Genomic DNA, 21,307 nt, shown 5'->3' on the forward strand with positions numbered 1-21,307 from the left:
ACAAAAAATCAAACGGTTTCGGCAACCACAGGAATCGCAGCGAGCTTCGAGCGCCGCTCGTCGAGCGTCGCGGGCCGGATCTGGCCGCGTTCCTCGACGAAAGCGACGTTACTGTCCGGCTCGCCGCTGTTGACGAAATGACGAAAGCGCTTACGCGTTTCAGGATCGCTGACGGCCTTCTTCCATTCGCATTCGTAGGTGTCGACCACGTGCTGCATGTCCACTTCGAGCTCCGCCGCCACGCCCAGGCGATCGTCGACAATCACGCCCTTCAGATAGTCGAGTCCGCCTTCGAGGTTGTCGCGCCATACGCTAGTGCGTTGCAGACGGTCGGCCGTGCGCACGTAGAACATCAGGAAACGGTCGATGTAGCGCACCAGTGTTTCCTTGTCGAGGTCCGAGGCGAGCAATTCGGCATGGCGTGGTTTCATGCCGCCGTTGCCGCAGACGTAGAGATTCCAGCCCTTCTCGGTGGCGATGATGCCGACGTCCTTGCCCTGCGCTTCCGCGCATTCGCGCGTGCAGCCGGACACGCCGAATTTGATCTTGTGCGGTGTACGCAGGCCCTTGTAGCGATTCTCGAGTTCGACCGCGAGGCCCACCGAATCGCCGACGCCGTAGCGGCACCACGTCGAACCCACACACGACTTCACCGTACGCAACGACTTGCCGTATGCATGGCCCGATTCGAAACCGGCTGCGATCAGTTCTTCCCAGATCAACGGCAACTGCTCCACGCGCGCGCCGAACAGATCGACCCGCTGACCACCGGTGATCTTCGTGTAAAGGCCGTATTTCTTCGCGATCTGGGCGACCGCGATCAAACCGTCGGGCGTCACTTCGCCACCGGCCATGCGCGGCACGACCGAATACGTGCCGTCGCGCTGGATGTTGGCGAGGTAGTAATCGTTGGTGTCCTGCAACGACGCATGCTCCTTCTTCAGCACGAATTCGTTCCAGCACGAGGCGAGAATGCTCGCCACGGCCGGCTTGCAGATATCGCAGCCGAGACCATGTCCGTGCTTCGCCAGCAATTCGCCGAAACTGCGCAGGCCTTCCACGCGCACGATGTGATACAGCTCCTGGCGCGAATACGGGAAGTGCTCGCACAGATGATTGTTGACCGCGAGACCCTGCTTCTTCATCTCGGCTTTCATCACCTGCGTGACGAGCGGCACGCAGCCGCCGCATGAGGTGCCGGCCTGGGTCGCGCACTTCAACGCGCCGATATCGGTTGCGCCTGCGCAGACGGCCGCGCACAGGTCGCCCTTCGAGACGTTGTTGCACGAGCAGATCTGCGCGCTAGCGGGCAAGGCCTCGACCCCGAGCGCCGGTTTCGCCTGACCGTCTGACGACGGCAGAATCAGGAACTCCGGCGAGGCCGGCAACTCGATGCGGTTCAGCATCATCTGCAGCAGCGTGCCGTATTCGCTCGCCTCGCCCACCATCACGCCGCCGAGCAGGTACTTGCCGCATTCGGACACCACCAGCTTCTTGTAGACCTGCTTGCGTTCGTCGCTGAACTGATAGGCGCGGCTGCCGGGCGTATTGCCGTGCGCATCGCCGATGCTGGCCACGTCCACCCCCATCAGCTTCAACTTGGTGCTCATGTCGGCACCGGCGAATTCCGCCGGGTCGCCGAGCAGTTGCTTCGCCACCGTGCGCGCCATGTCATAACCCGGCGCAACGAGGCCGAACAGTTGGCCGTTCCACAGCGCACACTCGCCGATCGCGTAGATGTGCGGGTCGCTGGTGCGGCACGCGTTGTCGATCGCGATGCCGCCGCGCTCGCCGAGCGCGAGGCCGCTCGCGCGAGCAAGATCGTCACGCGGACGAATGCCCGCGGAGAACACGATCATGTCGGTGTCGAGGAAGCTGCCGTCGGCGAACTGCATGCGATGCGTGCCGTTCTCGCCGTCGACAATCGCGGTGGTGTTCTTCTGCGTGTGGACCGTCACACCGAGTTCTTCGATCTTGCTGCGCAGCACGCGGCCGCCGCCGTCGTCCACTTGCACCGCCATCAGGCGCGGCGCGAATTCGACCACGTGCGTTTGCAGGCCCATGTCGCGCAATGCTTTCGCGCATTCGAGACCGAGCAGGCCACCGCCGACCACCGTGCCGGTCTTCGAACGCGCACCGCATTCCTGCATGGCTTCGAGATCGTCGATGGTGCGGTAGACGAAGCAGTCGGCCCGTTCGCGGCCTTGCACGGGCGGCACGAACGGATAGGAGCCGGTGGCGAACACCAGCTTGTCATACGCCAGGGTTTCGCCGGTCGATACCGTCACGATGCGCGCGTCCCGATCGATCGCCACGGCTTTCGCATTCAGCTTCAGCAAGACGTTCTGGCGTTCGAAGAAACCTGGTTCGACGAGCGACAGATCGTCCGCCGTCTTGCCCGCGAAGAATTCGGACAGATGCACGCGGTCGTATGCGGGCCGGGATTCTTCGCACAGCACCGTGATATCGAGGCCATGCGCCGCGTCTTGTGCCAGGCATTCGACCAGTTTGTGGCCGACCATCCCGTGACCGATAACGATGATTTTCATGACCGCGGTTCCTTGGTGTGCTGAGCTTGCTGTGCTTCGATCGCTGACGCGTAGCCTCTGGCGAAAGCGACTCCGGAAATAAAAACGGCGTCCCGCGAACCCAGTCGATGACTGAATTCGGGGGACGCCGTTGTCCTGACCTGTGCTGCAGCGGGTGCTCTGTTGTTGCACTCGCGCCGGATCCACGTTGATCCGATGGGAAGGCTTAATGCAAAGCCCGTGCCAAGCGTGCGAAATATGGGCTGCAGCGCCGTGGCGCGGGCCTTGGCGGCAAATTAGATAAGGGTGCGGTGAACCGCGTGTGCGTCACGCTTTGATGCAGGGAAGCACAGGGATGGTGCGACGCAGCACTGTGCTCGTGCGAACCGCGAGCATGCGGCCGGGGCCATCGCCCGGGCCGCGTGACATCACGCTGCGATCGGCATCCTCGCCACAAACACCGTGCCTTCCCCGGCGGACGATCTGACTTCGAGCTTGCCGCCATGGGCCAGCACGATCTGCTTGCAGATATACAGGCCGAGCCCCAGACCGCCGCCCGGCTTGCTGGTGGGCGGCCGCCAGTAAGGCTCGAAGACCTTGTGCAGGACATCCGGCGCGATTGCGTCGCCGCCGTTCAACACGCTCAGCACGAACTCGCCGTTCTCCACCCGGGCCCTCACCTGCACCGGAAACTCCGCCGCGCCGTGCGTTAGCGCGTTGCCGAGCAGATTCGAAAGCAGTTGCTGCACGCGCATGCGGTCACACCGAACCCGCGTGGCGATCGCGATGTCGTCGGCCAGCATCCGTTCCGGATTGGCCTCGCGCGCTTCGTCAACCACCGCGCGCAACGCGCTCGCCAGATCGTCGACGTCCCCGATCGATACGTCGACACCGGAACCGAGACGCCCGCGCGCGAAATCCATCACATCGTCGATCAGGCGCGCCATGCGCAAGGTTGTGGTCTTCAGGCGCTGGCCGATTTTCACGAGATCGGGCTCGTTCTTGCGCAGCGTCAGCAGCTCTGCGGTGGCACTGACCGCGGAGAGCGGATTGCGCAAGTCGTGGCCGAGCACCGCGATAAACTGCTCGCGCAAGCTCGAATTCTCCCGTTCGTAGAATAACGCCGCCTCCGTCTCCTGCTGGCGCCCTTGCGTGACGAGCTGGGCCGCGATCAGATCGGCGAATACTTCGAACATGCTTAGCGTGCGCGCATTCGACAGATCGTGCGGATTCGGATCGATCGCGCAGAGATTACCGAAGTAGCTGCCATCGGGCAAAACGATCGGTACGGAGATATAACTTCCCAACTTGTAGATCTGCGCTGTGTGATGCTCCCGGTAGACCGGGTCTTCAGTGAAATTATCGATCACGATCGACGCACGTGCGGCGCGCGACTCGAAACACAGCGTGGTGTGCAGATCGAGCTGGTCGCCGGCGACCAGGCCGAAGTTCACTTCGTCCTGCACCGCACAGGCGGTCCAGCTGTATTCCGTGACCCGGGCGACCGCTGCAAAGCCCATTCCGGTGTTTTTGCAGATCAAGCGCAGGATCGACGGCACCGCTTCGATGCGGCTGACCGCCTCGATGTCCCGCGCGATTCGCGCTTCCTTTTCGTCCCCAAACGGCAATTTATTCATAAGAAGCGGTGGCGGATAGCGTGCTGGAATGACCGGAATAAACAGATTCTTCGAACCCCGATTCTAGCGGGACTTCAAATTGCTCAATACCAGGTACGCAACCTGGAGAAACCGGATGTCTACTGACGATGCCGCACGCCTGCTGATCGCCGACGACGATCCGAACCTGCTGGCCGCCTACGTACTTTTTTTCAGCGCGCATGGTTTCGACATTCGAACCGCGCGCAACGGCCTCGACGCGCTCGCGCAGTATTGTGAGTGGCACCCGGGAGCCGCACTGCTCGACGTCGAAATGCCGCGTCTCGACGGACGTGCGGTCGCGCGGCGCATCCGGCGCGTGGCGGACACCCCGCCGCCCACGCTGGTCGCCGTAACGGGGCTCGCGCGCGCCGAGGATCGGACCGAGTCGTTGCGCTCCGGCTTCAACCATCATTTCGTCAAGCCGGTGCCAATGCCGGTAATCCTTGCGGCGCTGACCGGGTGTGGCCGGCATTAGCGGCATTAGTGGGAATTGCGGGCAAGCGCAGAAATTGCGTGCCCCGGTTGGACCCCGTTTAATCGCCAAAGGCCAATTCAGCTTCCACTTCCTGGCCGACCCGCAGCCACGCCCCGGCTCCCCGCGCGACGACGGCATTGTTGCCGAACGTCAGTGCACCGTTTCGCTGCGGATTCGCCCGATAGGTGCTCAGCGTGTCGGTGGGTTCGTTTGGCCAGTCGGGGTCGGGCGCGCCCTTGGCCTGATCGACGGTCGGCATTGGACAGCGCGCGCACAGCTTGACCAGTTGCAACTGCACGTCCTGCCCCTGCGTGCCGTCGACATTCAGACTCTCGACATAGTCTTCTTCGTACGCGTCGAGCCCTGTCAGCACGACGTTGGGGCGAAACCGGTCGATCGGAATCGACGGAGCGCCCTTGCTGTTCAGGCGCACATTCAGATCGTCGAGCGAGGCCTGACCGATGACCAGCAGCGGAAAGCCGTCGGCAAAATACGTGGTGGCGCCGCCAACGCTGCTCGTGTACTCCGGATCGACAATCCGCTCGCGCTCGGGATTGAAGCGCAGAAGCCGTGCCGGCACACCGAGGAACGCAGAAAACCATGCAGCGCTTGCTTCGCCGGTGTCGAGTCCGTAGGCCGCGTCGCGCCATACCACGGTTTGCACCTTTGGCGCTGCGCCGAGCGCGGCGGCGTCGAGCGGCGTGCGCAACACGCCCATGCCCGGCGCGCGGATCAGGAGTTCGTGCTGGCCGATCTCGACCGTGATCAGCGCCAGGCGCGGATACGCGCGCTGCGTGAGCATCGCGCCGTCAGGGTCGGTGACCATCCAGTACCGATCGTATTCGAGGCCCGTGGCGAGCAGACGCGCTTCATTGAGCGCAATGCCGGCGCAGGATTTGATTGGGTAGACGAAAAGCTCGCTGATAGTGGGCATGCTGTTCAGGCGTGGGGCGGCACGCGTTTTTTGTGTTGATGCGCGATTGTAGAGCTTGTAAAGCGTCGGCACACGTTCGCGCCGGCAGCGCGATAGTTTCGCGAGGCGGCGCGCGCCGCAGCGCCGATCACTCCCAGCCCTCCAGCCGCAATGTTGCACGCACGAGCCGCTGCTCTTCCTGTTCGATTTCCCGTAGGTTCGCGCAGACGCTGGCGATATGATCGGCCGCCGCCTTGCGCGCCTGTTCGGGCAGCTTGCCGGTCACGGCGTTGTAGAGCCGCGCATGCTGACGATCGATCACCCGCTTTTGTGGCTCGCGGTGATAGAGATTGTTCACCGACGCAAACACCGAACTCAATAACAGGTCCGTCAGCGAACTCAAGGTATGCACGAGCACCGGGTTGTGCGAGGCCTCGCAAATCGCGAGGTGAAACGCATGATCGAGCCGCGCGTGGGTGGACGCACTGGTCTCCTTGCCATGCGCCGCGAGCATCTCCTCATAGCGGCGCGTGATCAGCACGAAGTCCGCAGGCGTGCCGCGCAGTGCCGCGAGGCGCGCGGATTCCGCCTCGAGCAAGCCGCGCACCTCGAACAGATCGTACAAGGTGCGCGGCTGCGAGCCGAGCAGATGCATCAGCGGCGTGAGCGCGGGTTGCGCGGTGAGGCTGGCGACAAACGAGCCTTTACCGTGCGAGGTTTCGATGATGCCGCGTGCCCGCAAAAGCTTCAGCCCCTCGCGCAACGCCGTGCGCGACACGCCGAGCTTATCGGTCAGGCGTCGCTCGGAGGGTAGCGCCTGCCCTGTTTTCAGCACGCCGTCGACGATCAATCGTTCGATCCGCTCGGCAACCACGTCCGCGACCTGCCGCGAGCTGTCCTGATCTGCTGTCTGCATTGCAATTCCAACTGGTATGACCACCTTCAAATGCTAACACGCGGAAATCATGCTTGTTCGCTCTATCACCCATTCATAAACGTACTTGCCCTGGCTGCCGTGAAACTGTCAATTCAAAAACTGGTACGACCACTTGTCAGGACCGTCGACAGCAAGTCCCGTAGCCGCAACAATTCCGCCTGAAACACGCTCGCGCACCCGTGTCCACGGGCATGACCGCCAGGTTGGCGCGGCGCCAGGAGACCCCCACATGAGCTACCACTACGACGAGCGCATCGACGGCGCACTCGCGACGCACGACAAATCCGCAGTTGTCGCGCAGTTGCAGGCGCAGATCCCCGACTTGCAGCTTCTCTACGAGCAGGAAGATTTGCGTCCGTTCGAATGCGACGGCCTCGCCGCCTATCGAGCGACGCCCATGCTGGTCGCGCTGCCCGACAGGGTCGAACAGGTCGCGGCGCTGCTGAAATTCGCCAGCGTGCAGAAGATTCCCGTGGTCGCGCGCGGTGCCGGGACCGGTTTGTCGGGCGGCGCGTTGCCGTTGGACAAAGGCATTCTGCTGGTGATGGCGCGCTTTAACCGGATTCTCGAAGTCGATCCCGAGGCCGGCATCGCCCGCGTGCAACCCGGCGTGCGCAACCTTGCGATCTCGCAAGCGGCCGCGCCCTATGGCCTGTATTACGCGCCAGACCCTTCGTCGCAAATCGCCTGCTCGATCGGCGGCAACGTCGCGGAAAACGCGGGCGGCGTGCATTGCCTGAAGTACGGGCTGACCGTCAACAACATCCTGAAGCTCGAGATTCTCACGATCGACGGCGAGCGCATCACGCTCGGCTCGGAGGCGCTGGATGCCCCCGGTTTCGATTTCCTCGCGCTTTTCACCGGCTCGGAGGGCATGCTCGGCATCGTCACCGAAGTCACCGTGAAGCTGCTCACCAAACCGCAAAGCGCGAAGGTGCTGCTCGCCAGTTTCGACGACATCGAGAAAGCGGGCGCCGCCGTTGCACAAATCATCGGCGCGGGCGTGATCCCCGGCGGCCTCGAAATGATGGACAACCTCGCGATCCGCGCCGCGGAAGATTTCATCCACGCCGGCTACCCGGTCGATGCTGAAGCGATCCTGCTGTGCGAAGTCGACGGCGTGGAAAGCGACGTGCAGGAAGACGTGGAACGGGTCGAAGCGCTGCTGCGCGCGGCGGGCGCCACCGATATCCGGCTCGCCAAAGACGAAGCCGAACGCCAGCGTTTCTGGGCCGGCCGCAAGAATGCGTTCCCGGCCGTGGGCCGCATCTCGCCGGACTACTACTGCATGGACGGCACGATCCCGCGCCGCGAATTGCCGCGCGTGCTCAAAAGCATCGAGGAGCTGTCGAACGAATATGGCTTGCGCGTGGCCAACGTCTTCCATGCCGGCGACGGCAACATGCACCCGCTGATCCTGTTCGACGCGAACGCGCCCGGCGAGACCGAACGCGCCGAAGCCCTCGGCGCGAAGATCCTCGAACTGTGCGTGGCGGTGGGCGGCAGCATCACCGGTGAACACGGCGTGGGCCGCGAAAAGATCAATCAGATGTGCGCGCAGTTCAATAGTGACGAACTGAGTTTTTTCCATGCGCTGAAAGCCGCTTTCGATCCGGACGGCCTCCTGAACCCCGGCAAGAACGTGCCGACCTTGCACCGCTGCGCCGAGTTCGGCTCGATGCATGTCCACCACGGCGCACTGCCCTTTCCTGAACTGGAGCGTTTCTGATGCTGATCGAACCGGTATCGATGGACGATAGCGAACGGCTCGTCGCCGAAATCTCGCAAGCACGAGCAGACGGCACACCGCTGAAGATTCGCGGCGGCAACAGCAAGGCTTTTCTCGGCCGCCCGGTGCAAGGCAAGCCGATCGACACGCGCTCTCATCGCGGCGTGCTCAGCTACGACCCGACTGAACTCGTCATCACCGCGCGCGCGGGCACCCCGGTCGCCGAACTGAACGCGGTGCTCGACGCGGCCGGTCAGATGCTGCCCTGTGAGCCCCCGGCTTTCGACGGCACGGCCACGGTCGGCGGGATGGTTGCCGCCGGTCTCGCCGGACCACGCCGGCCGTGGTCCGGTTCGGTGCGCGACTTCGTGCTGGGCTGCCGGGTCATCACCGGCGAGGCGAAGCATCTGCGCTTCGGCGGCGAGGTGATGAAGAACGTCGCGGGCTATGACGTTTCGCGTCTGCTGGCCGGCAGCTTCGGATGCCTGGGTTTGATCACCGAGGTGTCGCTCAAGGTATTGCCCAAACCACGCGCGCTCGGCAACCTCACGCTCGATCTCGATGCAAACGAAGCGCTGCGTGAGTTGTCGGCGTGGCGCCGCGCCGCGTTGCCGATCAGCGGCGCCGCTCACGTCGACGGGCGCCTCTATGTGCGGCTCGAAGGCGGCACGGGATCGGTGGCCTCGGCGCTGGACCGCATTGGCGGCACCGAACTCGATTCGCGCTTCTGGGACGCCTTGCGCGAGCATCGTCTGGCGTTTTTCGACGACCCGCGCCCACTGTGGCGCCTCTCGCTGCCGAATGGGTCGCCCCTCGTCCGCTTGCCCGGCGACACGCTGCTCGACTGGGCCGGCGCGCAACGCTGGCTCAAAAGCGATGCGCCGGCCGTAACCATCCGCCAGATCGCACACGCCGCAGGTGGCCACGCAAGCTGCTTCACACCACGCGTGGACGCCGAACCGTTCACGCCGCTGCCGCAGGCGCTACTGCGATTTCATCAGCAGTTGAAGCAGCACCTCGACCCGCGCGGCCTCTTCAACCCCGGCCGTCTTTATGCCGGCCTGTGAGGCCCGGCCCGTGAGCCTCAGTCTATGAGCATCGACCTGTGAAGCCCTGAAGGCGAACGACACCATGCAAACCAATCTCAGCGAAGCCGCCAAAACCCTGTCGCGCGCCGACGAAGCCGAACAGATCCTGCGCTCGTGCGTGCATTGCGGCTTCTGCAACGCGACCTGCCCGACCTATCAGTTGCTCGGCAATGAACTCGATGGCCCGCGCGGCCGTATCTATCTGATCAAACAGATGCTGGAAGGCGAGCCGGTCACGCAGAAAACCCAGTTGCACCTCGACCGTTGCCTGACCTGCCGCAACTGCGAAACCACCTGCCCATCGGGTGTCACCTACCATGCGCTGCTGGACATCGGCCGCGCCGAACTGGAGCGGCGGATTGTTCGGCCCGCCTCGGAACGCCTGCTGCGCGAGGGTTTGCGCCGGGTAATCCCGCATCCGGCGGTGTTCGGGGCGCTGCTTAAGACCGGCCAGGCCATGCGGCCGTTTCTTCCAGCCGCGCTTGGACGTAAAATCCCCAAGCGAGGCGCTCGGCCAAATGCTGGGACGGAACCGAGGCCGGCGTCGCGGCATCCGCGCAAAATGCTGATGCTGGAAGGCTGCGTGCAACCCGCGCTGTCACCGAACACCAACGCGGCCGCCGCGCGCGTGCTGGACCGGCTGGGCATCAGTATCGTGAATGCCCGCCGGGCCGGTTGTTGCGGGGCGACCGATTATCATCTGAATGCGCAGGAGGCAGGCCTTGCGCGGGCACGGCGCAATATCGACGCGTGGTGGCCCGCTATCGAGGCCGGTGCCGAAGCGATCGTGCAAACCGCGAGCGGCTGCGGCGCGTTCGTCAAGGAGTATGGGCATCTGCTGCGCCACGACCCTCGCTATGCGTCAAAAGCGCAGCGGGTCAGCGAGCTGACGCGAGACCTCGTGGAGGTATTGGCTAACGAGCCGCTCGATCAGCTACAGGCGAATCAATTGCCGGCCGGAGCGGCAACGAAGTTGCCCGATCAGGCGCCGCAGAAAATCGCGTTTCACTGCCCTTGCACGTTGCAGCATGCGCAGAAGCTGGGCGGTGCGGTCGAGTCGGTCCTGCAACGGCTCGGTTTCGATCTCGCCGCCGTGCCCGATGCCCATCTGTGCTGCGGATCGGCGGGCACGTATTCGATCACCCAGCCAGAGCTTGCAGAACGGTTACGCAACAACAAGCTCGATGCACTGGAAAGCGGCAAGCCGGAGATGATCGTCACGGCCAACATCGGTTGCCAGACCCATCTGAACGGCGCCGGGCGCACTCCGGTGCGCCACTGGATAGAACTTGTAGAAGCATCCCTACCATAAACGAAACAGGAAATTCATTATGCTGAGCAAACCCGTGTTGACTGTTGCCGAAACGACCCGAATCCTCGAAGCCGCCCGCGCGGAGGCCGAGAAGAACCAGTGGGCCGTCGCTATCGTAGTGGTGGACGATGGCGGCCATCAACTCGGCATGCTGCGTCTGGACGGCAGCGCGCCGGCCAGCTCGTACATCGCGACGGAAAAGGCTCGCACCTCGGCGATCGGCCGCCGTGAAACCAAGGTGTATGAAGACATGATCAACAATGGCCGCACGGCATTCCTGAGTGCGCCGTTGCAAGGTACGCTGGAAGGCGGCGTGCCGGTGATCGTCGACGGCCAGGTGGTCGGCGCGGTCGGCGTATCGGGCGTCAAGTCGGATCAGGACGCGCAAATCGCCAAGGCGGGTATTCAAGCGATCGCCGCTTAAGTTCGAGATCCGTTCGGATTCGTTCAAAGCGGCATCAATAAAAGCAGGAAGCACAACACGGACCGGTGCCCCCACATCGGTCCCATTCAAGGATGGAGCAGTCGATGACTCAGATGAACCCGCGCGGTGGACTGCAAGTCGCCGCCAACCTCGACCAGTTCGTCGAAACCGAAGCCCTGCCCGGCACCGGACTCGACAGCGCCGCATTCTGGTCAGGTTTCGACGCCCTCGTGCACGAGCTGGCGCCCAAGAACCGTGCGCTGCTCGCCGAGCGCGACCGCCTGCAAACCGAACTCGACGCCTGGCACCGTGCCAATCCGGGTCCGGTACGCGATCTGCGCGCGTACCGCGCCTTCCTCGAAGGCATTGGCTACATCGTGCCGTCGCCGGCGAGCGTCAAAGCCACGACCGACCACGTGGACACCGAAATCGCCGAACAGGCCGGCCCGCAACTCGTGGTGCCGCTGTCGAACCAGCGCTATGCGCTCAACGCCGCCAACGCACGCTGGGGCAGCCTGTACGACGCGCTGTACGGCACTGATGCGATCCCCGAGAGCAATGGCGCGGAAAAGCAGAAGGCCTTCAATCCGGTGCGCGGCGCCGCGGTGATCGCTTATGCGCGCAAGTTTCTCGATCAGGCCGCCCCGCTCGCGAACGGCTCGCACGCCGACGCCACGTTGTATAGCGTCGAAGACGGCAAGCTGGTCGTCACGCTGAAGAGCGGCAAGACCGAATTGAAGACGCCCGCGCAATTCATCGGCTATCAAGGCGATGCAAGCGCGCCGTCCGCTGTGTTGCTGAAGCATAACGGCCTGCACTTCGAAATCCAGATCGACGCGAACGATTCGATCGGCAAGACCGATTCGGCGCACGTGAAAGACGTGCTGGTCGAAGCCGCGGTGAGCACCATCATCGACTGCGAAGACTCGGTTGCAGCCGTGGATGCGGACGACAAGGTCCAGCTCTATCGCAACTGGCTCGGCCTGATGACCGGCGATCTGACGGAAGAAGTCACGAAGGGCGGCAAGACCTTCACACGCCGTCTGAACGCCGATCGCGTGTACACCGCCGCGAACGGCACCGCGCCGGTCGTGCTGCACGGCCGCTCGCTGCTGTTTATCCGCAACGTCGGCCATTTGATGACGAATCCGGCCGTGCTGACCAAAGACGGCCAGGAGATTCCGGAAGGCATTCTCGACGCCGTCATCACCACGCTGTGCGCGTTGCACGACCGCAAGCACCAGTTGAATTCGCGCACCGGCTCGATCTATATCGTGAAGCCGAAAATGCACGGCCCGGCCGAAGTCGCCTTCGCGAGCGAACTGTTCGCGCGCGTCGAAGACCTGCTGAAGCTGCCGCGCAACACGATCAAGATGGGCATCATGGACGAGGAGCGCCGCACCAGCGTCAACCTGCTCGCCTGTATCGGCGAAGCGTCTGAGCGTGTCGCGTTCATCAACACGGGTTTCCTCGACCGCACCGGCGATGAAATGCACTCGGCGATGGAAGCCGGCCCGATGATGCGCAAGGGCGACATGAAGTCGAGCGCATGGATTACCGCGTACGAGCGCAGCAACGTGCTGGTCGGTTTGAGCGCGGGCTTGCGCGGCCGCTCGCAGATCGGCAAGGGCATGTGGGCAATGCCCGATCTGATGCACGCCATGCTCGAACAGAAGATCGCGCATCCGAAGGCCGGTGCGAACACCGCATGGGTGCCCTCGCCGACCGCCGCGACGCTGCACGCACTGCATTACCATCAAGTCGACGTGCAAGCGGTTCAGCAGGAACTCGAACGCACGGACTACGCGAACGTGCGCGACGAACTGCTCGATGGCCTGCTGACGATTCCGGTCGTCGCCGAGGCGAAGTGGAACGCCGACGAGATCCGCAGCGAACTCGATAACAACGTGCAGGGCATTCTCGGCTACGTGGTGCGCTGGGTCGATCAGGGCGTGGGCTGCTCGAAGGTGCCGGATATTCACAACGTCGGTTTGATGGAGGACCGTGCCACGTTGCGCATCTCCAGCCAGCACATCGCGAACTGGCTGTATCACGGCGTGGTGACCCGCGAACTGGTCGAAGAAACTTTCAGACGCATGGCGAAGGTAGTCGACGAGCAGAACGCGGGCGATCCGCACTACAAACCAATGGCGCCGGGCTTCGACACGCTGGCGTTCAAGGCCGCGCAGGCGTTGGTGTTCGAAGGACGTCAACAGCCGAGCGGCTATACGGAACCGTTGCTGCACAAGTTCCGGCTGGAAGTGAAGAAGGCGCAGTAAAGGGTTTTGAGGCGTAGCCCGGATCCGGGGTTCGATTTTTGGACCCAGTGGATCCCGGACGCGAAACAAACCGGAAAGAAAGACGGGCGCCGCGTGATGCGGCGCCCGTTTTAATTTGCGCGATCGTACTGCGCGTTGCTGCTGCGTGAAACAGTTGCGGCGCTCAAGGCCAGACCTCTTACACCTTAAGCCGCTTCAGCCGTGTACTGCGCAGGCACGCTGGCCTGCATATTCGCCTGCATGTAGGTTTGCAGATACGCTTCGAAATCCGCCTTCACTTCAGGATGACGCAGCGCGAATTCCACGGTCGCCTTCAGATAGCCGAGCTTGCTGCCACAATCGAAGCGCGTGCCGAAGTAGCGATAGGCGAGCACCTGTTCTTCGGTCAGCAACGATTGCACCGCGTCGGTCAATTGCAGCTCGCCACCTGCCCCCGGCTTGAGCGCACGAATATGCTTGAAGATGGTCGGCATCAGCACGTAGCGGCCCACCACGCCGAGATTCGAGGGTGCCTTGTCCGGCGCCGGTTTTTCGACGATGCCCGACAGCTTGATCACGTTGTCTTCCCATTCCTTGCCATCCACGACACCGTACGAGCGGCTGTCTTCGCGCGCGATGGTTTCGACACCGATCACCGAGCTGTGATAGTGATTGAACGTGTCGACAAGTTGGCTCATGACCGGCTTCGTGCTGTGCAGCAAGTCATCCGCCAGAATCACGGCGAACGGGCTCTCGCCCACCAGTTTTTCGGCGCACAGCACCGCGTGCCCCAAACCGAGCGCCTCGGCCTGACGCACATAAAAGCAGTCCACATTAGCCGGCTTGATGCTGCGCACGAGGTCGAGCAGCTTCTGTTTGTTGCGCGCTTCAAGTTCCGCTTCGATCTCGTAGGATTTATCGAAGTGGTCTTCGATGGCGCGTTTGCTGCGGCCCGTCACGAAGATCATTTCGGTGATGCCGGCGGCAATCGCCTCTTCAACCGCGTACTGGATCAGCGGCTTGTCGACGATCGGCAGCATTTCCTTCGGGCTTGCTTTGGTTGCCGGCAGGAATCGTGTCCCGAGGCCCGCTACGGGAAACACGGCTTTGGTGACTTTCAGCATGGTAGGTATTCCCACATCGGTTAGAAATTAGTGTGCTCGCGGGCCTGGCGGCCACTCGATGTCGCTGAAATGGCTAACAAAAAAATTCAATCCATTTCATGTGTTAATTTTTCCGCCTCGAATAAATAAATTGATTAATTTTTTTCGAAATTACGGATCACGTTGTGATTCAGGAAACATTTACATATTCAAATTGAATTATTTTCGAAAATTCCGAAAATCTTACGTGCCCGCGCTCCAGCATGCCGGCCCATCCGGCCCCAGAACAGCGTCGGGCGCGGTGAACGGCGGTCACCGTTCTGGTGCTGCTCACTCGTTCTCGTCGACTTGCGGCAGCTTGCCCGGATTGATGCGAAAACGGCGAATCGGTTCGTTGCGTAGCGCCTCCCGGTACGCGGAGGCGGCGACGAGGATCAGCAGCACGGCAATGCCGGCGAGTAAATGCAGGTTCATGACTTCACCCCAGGTCAGAGAATCCGTGATTTAAATTAGCACGAAAAAATCGGCAAATAATTCGCCGTAGCAAATGCTTGTGCGTAATTACAATTCGTCACAAAACCGCCATTTGATTCCCATCTGATGCCATTTGATACGCAATTTTTTATCGATTTTTTGCCTCCGCGGTGCACTAGCATGTGATGCATCGCGGGCGCGTACGGAGCGTCCGGGAATAAGCATTTTCCTTCTTCAGAATAAGGACCGCGTATGAGCGACCCTGCACTGGATGCCGCCGGCTCATCCCTGCCCCTCTCCCCATCACAGCCGGCCGCCACGCTGCGCGCCCGCAGCGAAGCGCGCGCCGACAGCGCCGGCAAGGAACATGTGATCGACGCAATGCGAGGCTTTGCCGCGCTTCTGGTCGCGTATTTCCATTGCCGCCAGGTCGAATGGGTCGGTATGCAGGCGTTTCACCAGAGCGTCGGCCATTTATTCAATCTGAGTACGATTGCAGCTTATCTGACGTTTCCGATTGCGTGGGGCTCGGCCGGCGTGCCGATTTTCTTCGTGATCAGCGGTTACTGCATTCATCGCGGCGGCGCACTGCGCCTCGCAAAAAATCCCGACTACCGGCTCGACGCGGCCAATTTCTGGGTGCGCCGTTTCGCGCGTATTTATCCGGTGCTGCTTGCTGCATTGATACTGACGCTCGCACTCGACTGGGTCAGCTTGCAGTTGCCGCCGGTCAGTCACAAGATTCGCGAGATTGGTCTGCAGGCGTTTCTGGTCAACCTGTTTTCATTGCAAGGCGTGGCCGGCAAGACCTATGGATCGAACGGCGCGCTCTGGACACTGTCGCTCGAAGTGCAGTTTTACGCGATCTACCCGTTGCTATTCGCGCTGCGCCGGCGTTTGGGCATGACCTCGGTGCTGGCGATTGTCGCAGTGATTAACGGGGTGTCCGCTTATGTGCTCGAGCGTCACGATATCCAGTTCTTCACGTCGTACTGGTTCTCCTGGATGCTTGGCGCGTGGATTGCCGATGCGAAAGCCCGCACGGCGCCCAATGCACGTTCGTCCGCCTGGCTTTATGTGCTGGCTGTTGCGTTCATTGCGCTTGGCTGTGTGGCGTTTCACTTCGGCCAATACGGCGCGTTCCAGTTCTGGGCGCTCGGCTTCGCGTTCTATCTGTATAAGGCGCTGGAACGCCCTCAGAGCGCTGCGGCCGATTCGGCCGGCATGCGTCTCCTGTCGCGCTTTGGCGATTTCAGCTTCTCGCTGTATCTGATCCATCTGCCGATCTTCGTGCTGCTGTCGTCGATCCTGTTCCGCTCGTCGCTGCAAATGTCGATCTGGCCGTCGTTCGGATACATGCTGGTCGCCGTGCCGGTGGCTTACCTGTTCTACCGGCTAGTTGAATTACCGGCGATGAAATGGTCGGCAAGCTTCAAGCCGCGATGAAAAGGATGTGTTGCAGGCTTTTTTAGTTGGGGGTGATCGTCAATGTTTAGCGGGGAGATCAGCGGCTTGCAAGATGCACCGTCATCGATAAGCCCTCCCGGCATCACTTTTGCGAGGCCGAAAAAAACTCAAATTAATTTCGCTGCAGGCGTCATTTTGTCAAAACTTTGCTTGTGCGTACGCCCCCGCTTCCCAGTTCATGTGAATCGGCCAAGTAGCGGCGACGCCGTTTTGCGCGACGATGACAAATCGAGTGAAGTTTCTATCAGTGATTCGTATGCTGCTTTTTCCGAAATTTTCACAAACAAAATCTACGGCTTCGTCCAAAGGAAGAAAATCTCCAAGCTTCCGACGAACATGAATTAGAACGTCCATAGTTTCGAGCGTTGCCAGAAGTTGCTGAAGCAGATCCCGTTGAAGCGCTCCGTCACGAATGATGTGGGTCCATTCACAACTCGCAAGATCGATTGCAGGACAGTGTTTTTTGAAAAGTGTATGTACGCGCCTTGGGTTCATATCGTTCGGACAATGTGCCCAGCGTCGACGCCGTGAAAGTATCCTCATTTTACGGAAGCGCGATACCCGCGCGGCAACGCTGGGGAAATGCGGGTCGATGGGCATTCGTGCACACCACGGCGATGCCTCACAGTTCAGGTCACCGCTGCTATAGCCTTGAATAACAGCTCATCGCGCGTGACCAGAAACAACGTTGGACATCCCGCTCCGAGTACGTGCAGAGGGGCGAGTCTCGTAATTTGATCCCAGAACGCGGCCGTATGCTCATCGTCCGAATTGAGCACGCTAAATCCCCAACGGTTAACAAAATTTAGGTGGGGTGCGGGCTCGTCGTTCCGGTCGTAGACATACCACTCGTCAAAGCCGGGCGTCGGAAGCCGAGAGACGGTTTCCACCTTCGGGCTAATCGCGAGCGCCCCAACCTGCCTCCACCCGGCTGTAAGCTCATCGTCGGTTGGCGTGTATGAACCGCTATCACAGCTCGCTATGACAACATACCGCCCTACCAGCGACTGCGCGCAGTGTTGGACAAGGTCGCCCATACAAGCGTCCGTTCCGTCGTCCCGTTCCATGATCCAATATCCGGCGCGATAGCCTGTTCTCACCATTCTTGTCTCATTCGCATACGCGCTCCTTGTCATCCTGCCATCCATGGCTAGAACCACCTGCGCCCGGGTTAGGATTCGGTACCCAGTTAAGGCCGCCCTGCGGGTCTGTAAACCCGTCATCGAACTGCAGCAACCACCCCGCGGGCAATAACCCCAAGTCTAACGTCGTCAGCTATCGACACGGGTATATGGCCGAATACCCAACACCGCCACCTCCGCACAAGTTACTTGTACGTCAAGCCCAATGTTGGGTAAAAGCAGAAGGACCACGAAACGCGGCCCTTCTGTTATCTAGACCCGTGACAGACAACAAATATAACAATTTGCAATTCAATCTTTATCTTGTACGGCTGGACACGATGCGGCAACGGCAACAACAGATCAATCATCTAATGGCTCACAAAGCCAAGTCCCGTCACCTCTAAGCGTCCGCACCTGCTTCGCCTCATAGTCGTAGAGTAGCCACTGCTCCTCATGTCGACCTCCCTCGTCCGGATAAGGCCATGTTGCAAGCTCTCCGCCAAGATCAAACCGAAAGACCGTCTTTACATCTTCCGGTAAGACCTCGACCGACAGCAATATTTGCCCATCGAGATATCGCGATGCTTCATTGATGGCTTCGCTCGACGCCTCGTTGTCCGCGAGCCACGCACCATTCGAGCTTATCGTCCAGTTGCACATATAGATCCAAAGGTGCCACCGACCAGACACGATTACTCGACGACGATCTGCCGACTTGCGAACTTCAGGCAACTCCGATCGAGACCAACGCGGTTCCTGAATCTGCAGATGCGGGTCACCGTACTCCAGGGTAAGGAACGATCCGACGCCTTTCCGGACCAGCCAGGTCGGCAGGCCGCAGACCTCCGAAAAAGCATCTCTTATGTCATCACGCAACATACCTTCGCCTAGTTATTGGTCGGGCAAAACATCTCAATCGCTATCGCTTTGATCTCATGGTAGCCGTAGTCTTGACCAGTTATCGCGTCATGCAAATTACGACGCTGACCTTTGGTCAAGCCGAGTTCCCTAACGATATCGCTAACTTGTTTGTTTTGAGCTTGATTGTTGCCCGGCGTACCTGTTGACTCGAAACCGAACGGTCATTGAATTGAACCGGATTGCCACCCGCGTAAGCGTACGCATTCGTCTGCCCACTCGCCCAGCGAACCGGATCCTCGCTGAAGAACCGTCCAGTCGCCGGACTGTAATACCGACTGAGATAGTAGTACAACGGTGTTGCAATATTTCATACTGCTTACAGTTGGGAGGTCGCATCATGGTTGCACCCTCGAACGCCCGTACCCCACATTTTGGGTATGCCGAGGAACAGATGGCTCATTGCCGCTCATGCCAGTGTCAGGTGGCCGATGCACGCTCTACGCAGATATTTCTGAGCGTCATGAGGCCGATACTCTTGATCTAAAAATAAAAAACCCGAATCGTACGCCCACCCACATCCCGGCCCCCACTCCTAAAAACACTAATGATTGGGTAGATTCACGCCAGCCATATCTGAAAGAAATGGCCACGCACTGACCAACGCCTATTGACAAGATCGCCATAGAGAAAAGACGTATCCATTGCCACGGCGACACCAAACCATTCGACCATGCTGGCATCTCCCATTTTCTTTTTTTGGGCCAAACAACATGATGCAACAGGAGAAACCCCAAGGAAAATATCGCGCCCATTGCCGCTCCTACAAGTCCAATAAATGCCCTAACCGCTAGGGGAAAATGGTCAACCGGGGATCCAAAAAGACCTGTGATCAAAGCGCCTAACAGCACTACGGTCTTGATCCCAGGCCAAATCATAAATTTATTTTCCACGAGTATTGGTCACCTCAATACCAACTGCTGCGCAGGCAGAGCCTCTAAATCCATCGCTCGGAAATCCAATTGAAACGCCACTTCCCGACCCGCGATAAGGCCTTCCTCCGAATCCCGGAAGTCCTGAAGAACCGGACCCGTTGAACTCCATTCCATTGGAGACCCCAACGTTTGTGGCAAAGGGCCCCCAACTAGCGCCGGCCTCCGCAAAGCCACCGATAGTGACAGATGAACCCGTACTATTTCTGCTTGGAGGCGAGCCGTTTGGGTCATAACTAACTCCCCCACCCACCCCGAAGCCACCGCGTCCTCCAACGCCCGTAATATTTAAGCCATCCCCATAGACAGTGACCTGCCCACCAACGACTACGTAGCCGCCAGCGCTAATGCTCCATAGCCCGTAAGGGTCATACAGCGACATGGGATTTCCATTGACGTAGGCATACGCATTCGTCTGCCCACTCGCCCACCCGATCGGATCTTCACTGATGAACCTGCCCGTTGCGGGGTGGTAGTACCGACTCCGATAGTAATACAGCCCCGTCCCATCATTCTCCCGCCCGGTGTACTGCTGCGGGTTCGCATCCGCTGCGCCACTCAGCGTCGTCTGTCCGTAAGGCTCGTAGCGGTACTGCGTGACGATGTTCTGCCCCGCATTGGTCAGCGCAATCACGTTGTTGTTCGCGTCGCGCAGCACGTAGCGGTCGGTTGCCGGATCATCACCAATGCGCCGCATCAGCAATTCGTCCGGCGCACCCCCGACGAACAGCGGGAACTGCTGCAGCCGGTGCGACCAGTCGTCGTCCGTGTTCGCAAGCGCCAGATCGTCGCCCACGTTCAGGTAGTCTGTCGTCCTGCTGCCGTTCGCAATCATCCGCTTGCGGCGCCCCAGCACGTCGTACTGGTACTGGATACTGCTGCCGTCGGCGCTGTCGATCTGACTGAACTCGCCAGTCACGCCCCAGCCGTAGCGATTCACACCGTCGCCGGTGAGGCTGCCGTTCGCGTCATAGGTGAACGTCTTTCCCGCCCAGCGCGTGAGCTGGTTCGCGCCGTTGTACTGCGCGTCAGCGACCGGTTGCGGCAGTGTTGTCTTCGCGAGCGAGCCGCCCATGCCGGTCCGGCGGCCGGCCGCATCATAGGTGTACGTCAGTGTGCCAATCGTTGTGCCGTCGCTCCTGCCGTATGTGATCCCGGTCAGCTGGCCGGCGGCGTCCCACGTGTAGGCAATCGCAATGCCATTGCCCAGCGTCGCCTTCGACCGGCGGCCCAGGGCGTCGTAGGCAAAGGTAAATGTCTTCGGCGCTTCATCGTTTAGCGTGTACTGCGCCTGCGTGATCCGGTGTTCCGCGTCGCGCATGTAGTCTACTGTCGCGTCGTTCAGCACCACACGCGTCAGGTCGCGGCTGTCCTGGGCATATCCATACTGCTGTGTCTGGTGCCCGGGCAGATTGGGGAACTCCTGCACGTCCGCCACCTTGCCGCTGACCGGATCGCGTTTAACCATCAGCACCGCAGCGTTGTCCGTGAAGTACGGATCTTTCCAGGCACTCTGCGACGTGATATCACTAAGTTCGAGCGAATGAACTTGAGACTAGTCTGCACCACCTTCCCCGTTCTCAGCGAAGTAGCGCTTGCCAAGTTCGATAGCGGTTGGCGGATAGCCCAAGTCCGGCACTTCCATACACCGCTTCAGATTTCTTTCAAATCCGCTTCGAACTGCATCGGGGCTCAAGTCACTTATCTTAATTCTAGTGACGTTGGCTGTCGCACCACGCAGCACCTCAAAGATCACCCAATGCAAATTTCGCATGAAGATTTCTTCTGCGGACCCAATATATCGATCTCCGATCGCATCGGCCATTTCGCCAAGACCACTAACGGAATACCTATTCGATATCGGATCGCTCCTCAACATAGGATTGATGTCGATCTCCGAGGGCCACTCCGCCAGAGCTCTAGCCAGTAGATCGTTGAACTTAACCGACATAGATTCCCTCTGCTCC

General features: G+C 60.6%; 19 protein-coding genes. 7 read left to right on the forward strand and 12 right to left on the reverse strand.

The annotated features are described in order from the left end of the window. Positions 1-8 precede the first annotated feature (8 nt). Together nirB and GH665_RS10530 are read right to left on the reverse strand one after the other, a co-directional pair. Entirely contained in the window at positions 9-2,549 is a 2,541-nt protein-coding gene (nirB, locus tag GH665_RS10525) for a nitrite reductase large subunit NirB (RefSeq protein ID WP_153135817.1), read from the reverse strand. 407 nt (positions 2,550-2,956) lie between these two features. Beyond that, entirely contained in the window at positions 2,957-4,165 is a 1,209-nt protein-coding gene (locus GH665_RS10530; RefSeq protein ID WP_246216187.1) for a GAF domain-containing sensor histidine kinase, read from the reverse strand. A 115-nt stretch (positions 4,166-4,280) separates the two neighbouring features. Here GH665_RS10530 and GH665_RS10535 point away from each other — a divergent pair, with 115 nt between their 5' ends. Continuing rightward, complete coding sequence (locus GH665_RS10535) at positions 4,281-4,661, forward strand: response regulator (RefSeq protein WP_153135818.1); 381 nt, start codon at positions 4,281-4,283, stop codon at positions 4,659-4,661. A 58-nt stretch (positions 4,662-4,719) separates the two neighbouring features. Here GH665_RS10535 and GH665_RS10540 read toward each other — a convergent pair whose 3' ends face one another. Together GH665_RS10540 and glcC are read right to left on the reverse strand one after the other, a co-directional pair. After that, complete coding sequence (locus tag GH665_RS10540) at positions 4,720-5,595, reverse strand: MOSC domain-containing protein (RefSeq protein ID WP_153135819.1); 876 nt, start codon at positions 5,593-5,595, stop codon at positions 4,720-4,722. 127 nt (positions 5,596-5,722) lie between these two features. Beyond that, on the reverse strand, positions 5,723-6,490 hold the full coding sequence (gene glcC, locus GH665_RS10545) for a transcriptional regulator GlcC (protein WP_153135820.1): 768 nt from the start codon (positions 6,488-6,490) through the stop codon (positions 5,723-5,725). 250 nt (positions 6,491-6,740) lie between these two features. Here glcC and glcD point away from each other — a divergent pair, with 250 nt between their 5' ends. The 5 genes from glcD to GH665_RS10570 all read left to right on the forward strand — a co-directional run bounded on the left by glcD (position 6,741) and on the right by GH665_RS10570 (position 13,343). Next, on the forward strand, positions 6,741-8,240 hold the full coding sequence (gene glcD, locus GH665_RS10550; protein ID WP_153135821.1) for a glycolate oxidase subunit GlcD: 1,500 nt from the start codon (positions 6,741-6,743) through the stop codon (positions 8,238-8,240). Further along, on the forward strand, positions 8,240-9,307 hold the full coding sequence (glcE, locus tag GH665_RS10555) for a glycolate oxidase subunit GlcE (RefSeq protein WP_153135822.1): 1,068 nt from the start codon (positions 8,240-8,242) through the stop codon (positions 9,305-9,307). The genes glcD and glcE overlap by 1 nt, the downstream gene beginning before the upstream one ends. A gap of 64 nt (positions 9,308-9,371) precedes the next feature. Next, a complete protein-coding gene (gene glcF / locus GH665_RS10560) occupies positions 9,372-10,640 on the forward strand; it encodes a glycolate oxidase subunit GlcF (protein WP_153135823.1) in 1,269 nt (422 codons plus the stop codon). A gap of 19 nt (positions 10,641-10,659) precedes the next feature. Beyond that, positions 10,660-11,064, forward strand: coding sequence for a heme-binding protein (locus GH665_RS10565; RefSeq protein ID WP_028196523.1), 405 nt, complete (start codon positions 10,660-10,662; stop codon positions 11,062-11,064). A 104-nt stretch (positions 11,065-11,168) separates the two neighbouring features. Beyond that, a complete protein-coding gene (locus GH665_RS10570) occupies positions 11,169-13,343 on the forward strand; it encodes a malate synthase G (RefSeq protein WP_153135824.1) in 2,175 nt (724 codons plus the stop codon). A gap of 185 nt (positions 13,344-13,528) precedes the next feature. Here the strand turns inward: GH665_RS10570 and galU are convergent, their stop codons facing one another. Together galU and GH665_RS38735 are read right to left on the reverse strand one after the other, a co-directional pair. After that, entirely contained in the window at positions 13,529-14,446 is a 918-nt protein-coding gene (galU, locus tag GH665_RS10575) for a UTP--glucose-1-phosphate uridylyltransferase GalU (protein WP_106353119.1), read from the reverse strand. Between the two features lie 309 nt (positions 14,447-14,755). After that, a complete protein-coding gene (locus tag GH665_RS38735; RefSeq protein WP_167530938.1) occupies positions 14,756-14,899 on the reverse strand; it encodes a hypothetical protein in 144 nt (47 codons plus the stop codon). Between the two features lie 252 nt (positions 14,900-15,151). On the opposite strand from GH665_RS38735, the gene GH665_RS10580 reads away from it, so the two are divergent. Next, on the forward strand, positions 15,152-16,345 hold the full coding sequence (locus GH665_RS10580; protein WP_153135825.1) for an acyltransferase family protein: 1,194 nt from the start codon (positions 15,152-15,154) through the stop codon (positions 16,343-16,345). Between the two features lie 159 nt (positions 16,346-16,504). Here GH665_RS10580 and GH665_RS10585 read toward each other — a convergent pair whose 3' ends face one another. From GH665_RS10585 to GH665_RS10610, 6 genes are all read right to left on the reverse strand, one after another. Beyond that, positions 16,505-16,966 (reverse strand): hypothetical protein, encoded by a 462-nt coding sequence (locus GH665_RS10585; RefSeq protein WP_153135826.1) that lies wholly within the window; start codon positions 16,964-16,966, stop codon positions 16,505-16,507. Between the two features lie 884 nt (positions 16,967-17,850). Further along, a complete protein-coding gene (locus GH665_RS10590; RefSeq protein WP_153135827.1) occupies positions 17,851-18,369 on the reverse strand; it encodes a hypothetical protein in 519 nt (172 codons plus the stop codon). Positions 18,370-18,484: 115 nt separating this feature from the next. Next, positions 18,485-18,703 (reverse strand): RHS repeat-associated core domain-containing protein, encoded by a 219-nt coding sequence (locus tag GH665_RS10595; RefSeq protein ID WP_167530939.1) that lies wholly within the window; start codon positions 18,701-18,703, stop codon positions 18,485-18,487. 166 nt (positions 18,704-18,869) lie between these two features. Next, positions 18,870-19,301, reverse strand: coding sequence for a hypothetical protein (locus GH665_RS10600; RefSeq protein ID WP_153135828.1), 432 nt, complete (start codon positions 19,299-19,301; stop codon positions 18,870-18,872). Continuing rightward, complete coding sequence (locus GH665_RS10605; RefSeq protein ID WP_153138373.1) at positions 19,291-20,808, reverse strand: RHS repeat-associated core domain-containing protein; 1,518 nt, start codon at positions 20,806-20,808, stop codon at positions 19,291-19,293. Before GH665_RS10605 ends, GH665_RS10600 begins: the two co-directional genes overlap by 11 nt. Positions 20,809-20,895: 87 nt before the next feature. Next, positions 20,896-21,291, reverse strand: coding sequence for a hypothetical protein (locus tag GH665_RS10610; protein WP_153135829.1), 396 nt, complete (start codon positions 21,289-21,291; stop codon positions 20,896-20,898). Positions 21,292-21,307 lie beyond the last annotated feature (16 nt).

The organism is Paraburkholderia agricolaris (genome assembly GCF_009455635.1).
GTDB classification, from domain to species: Bacteria; Pseudomonadota; Gammaproteobacteria; order Burkholderiales; family Burkholderiaceae; genus Paraburkholderia; species Paraburkholderia agricolaris.

What these genes read in the sequence shown, in the direction of transcription:
- nirB (WP_153135817.1), bottom strand. Translation starts at nt 2,549, where the DNA reads ATGAAAATCATCGTTATCGGTCACGGGATGGTCGGCCACAAACTGGTC.
- GH665_RS10530 (WP_246216187.1), bottom strand. Translation starts at nt 4,165, where the DNA reads ATGAATAAATTGCCGTTTGGGGACGAAAAGGAAGCGCGAATCGCGCGG.
- GH665_RS10535 (WP_153135818.1), top strand. Translation starts at nt 4,281, where the DNA reads ATGTCTACTGACGATGCCGCACGCCTGCTGATCGCCGACGACGATCCG.
- GH665_RS10540 (WP_153135819.1), bottom strand. Translation starts at nt 5,595, where the DNA reads ATGCCCACTATCAGCGAGCTTTTCGTCTACCCAATCAAATCCTGCGCC.
- glcC (WP_153135820.1), bottom strand. Translation starts at nt 6,490, where the DNA reads ATGCAGACAGCAGATCAGGACAGCTCGCGGCAGGTCGCGGACGTGGTT.
- glcD (WP_153135821.1), top strand. Translation starts at nt 6,741, where the DNA reads ATGAGCTACCACTACGACGAGCGCATCGACGGCGCACTCGCGACGCAC.
- glcE (WP_153135822.1), top strand. Translation starts at nt 8,240, where the DNA reads ATGCTGATCGAACCGGTATCGATGGACGATAGCGAACGGCTCGTCGCC.
- glcF (WP_153135823.1), top strand. Translation starts at nt 9,372, where the DNA reads ATGCAAACCAATCTCAGCGAAGCCGCCAAAACCCTGTCGCGCGCCGAC.
- GH665_RS10565 (WP_028196523.1), top strand. Translation starts at nt 10,660, where the DNA reads ATGCTGAGCAAACCCGTGTTGACTGTTGCCGAAACGACCCGAATCCTC.
- GH665_RS10570 (WP_153135824.1), top strand. Translation starts at nt 11,169, where the DNA reads ATGACTCAGATGAACCCGCGCGGTGGACTGCAAGTCGCCGCCAACCTC.
- galU (WP_106353119.1), bottom strand. Translation starts at nt 14,446, where the DNA reads ATGCTGAAAGTCACCAAAGCCGTGTTTCCCGTAGCGGGCCTCGGGACA.
- GH665_RS38735 (WP_167530938.1), bottom strand. Translation starts at nt 14,899, where the DNA reads ATGAACCTGCATTTACTCGCCGGCATTGCCGTGCTGCTGATCCTCGTC.
- GH665_RS10580 (WP_153135825.1), top strand. Translation starts at nt 15,152, where the DNA reads ATGAGCGACCCTGCACTGGATGCCGCCGGCTCATCCCTGCCCCTCTCC.
- GH665_RS10585 (WP_153135826.1), bottom strand. Translation starts at nt 16,966, where the DNA reads ATGCCCATCGACCCGCATTTCCCCAGCGTTGCCGCGCGGGTATCGCGC.
- GH665_RS10590 (WP_153135827.1), bottom strand. Translation starts at nt 18,369, where the DNA reads ATGTTGCGTGATGACATAAGAGATGCTTTTTCGGAGGTCTGCGGCCTG.
- GH665_RS10605 (WP_153138373.1), bottom strand. Translation starts at nt 20,808, where the DNA reads ATGGTTAAACGCGATCCGGTCAGCGGCAAGGTGGCGGACGTGCAGGAG.
- GH665_RS10610 (WP_153135829.1), bottom strand. Translation starts at nt 21,291, where the DNA reads ATGTCGGTTAAGTTCAACGATCTACTGGCTAGAGCTCTGGCGGAGTGG.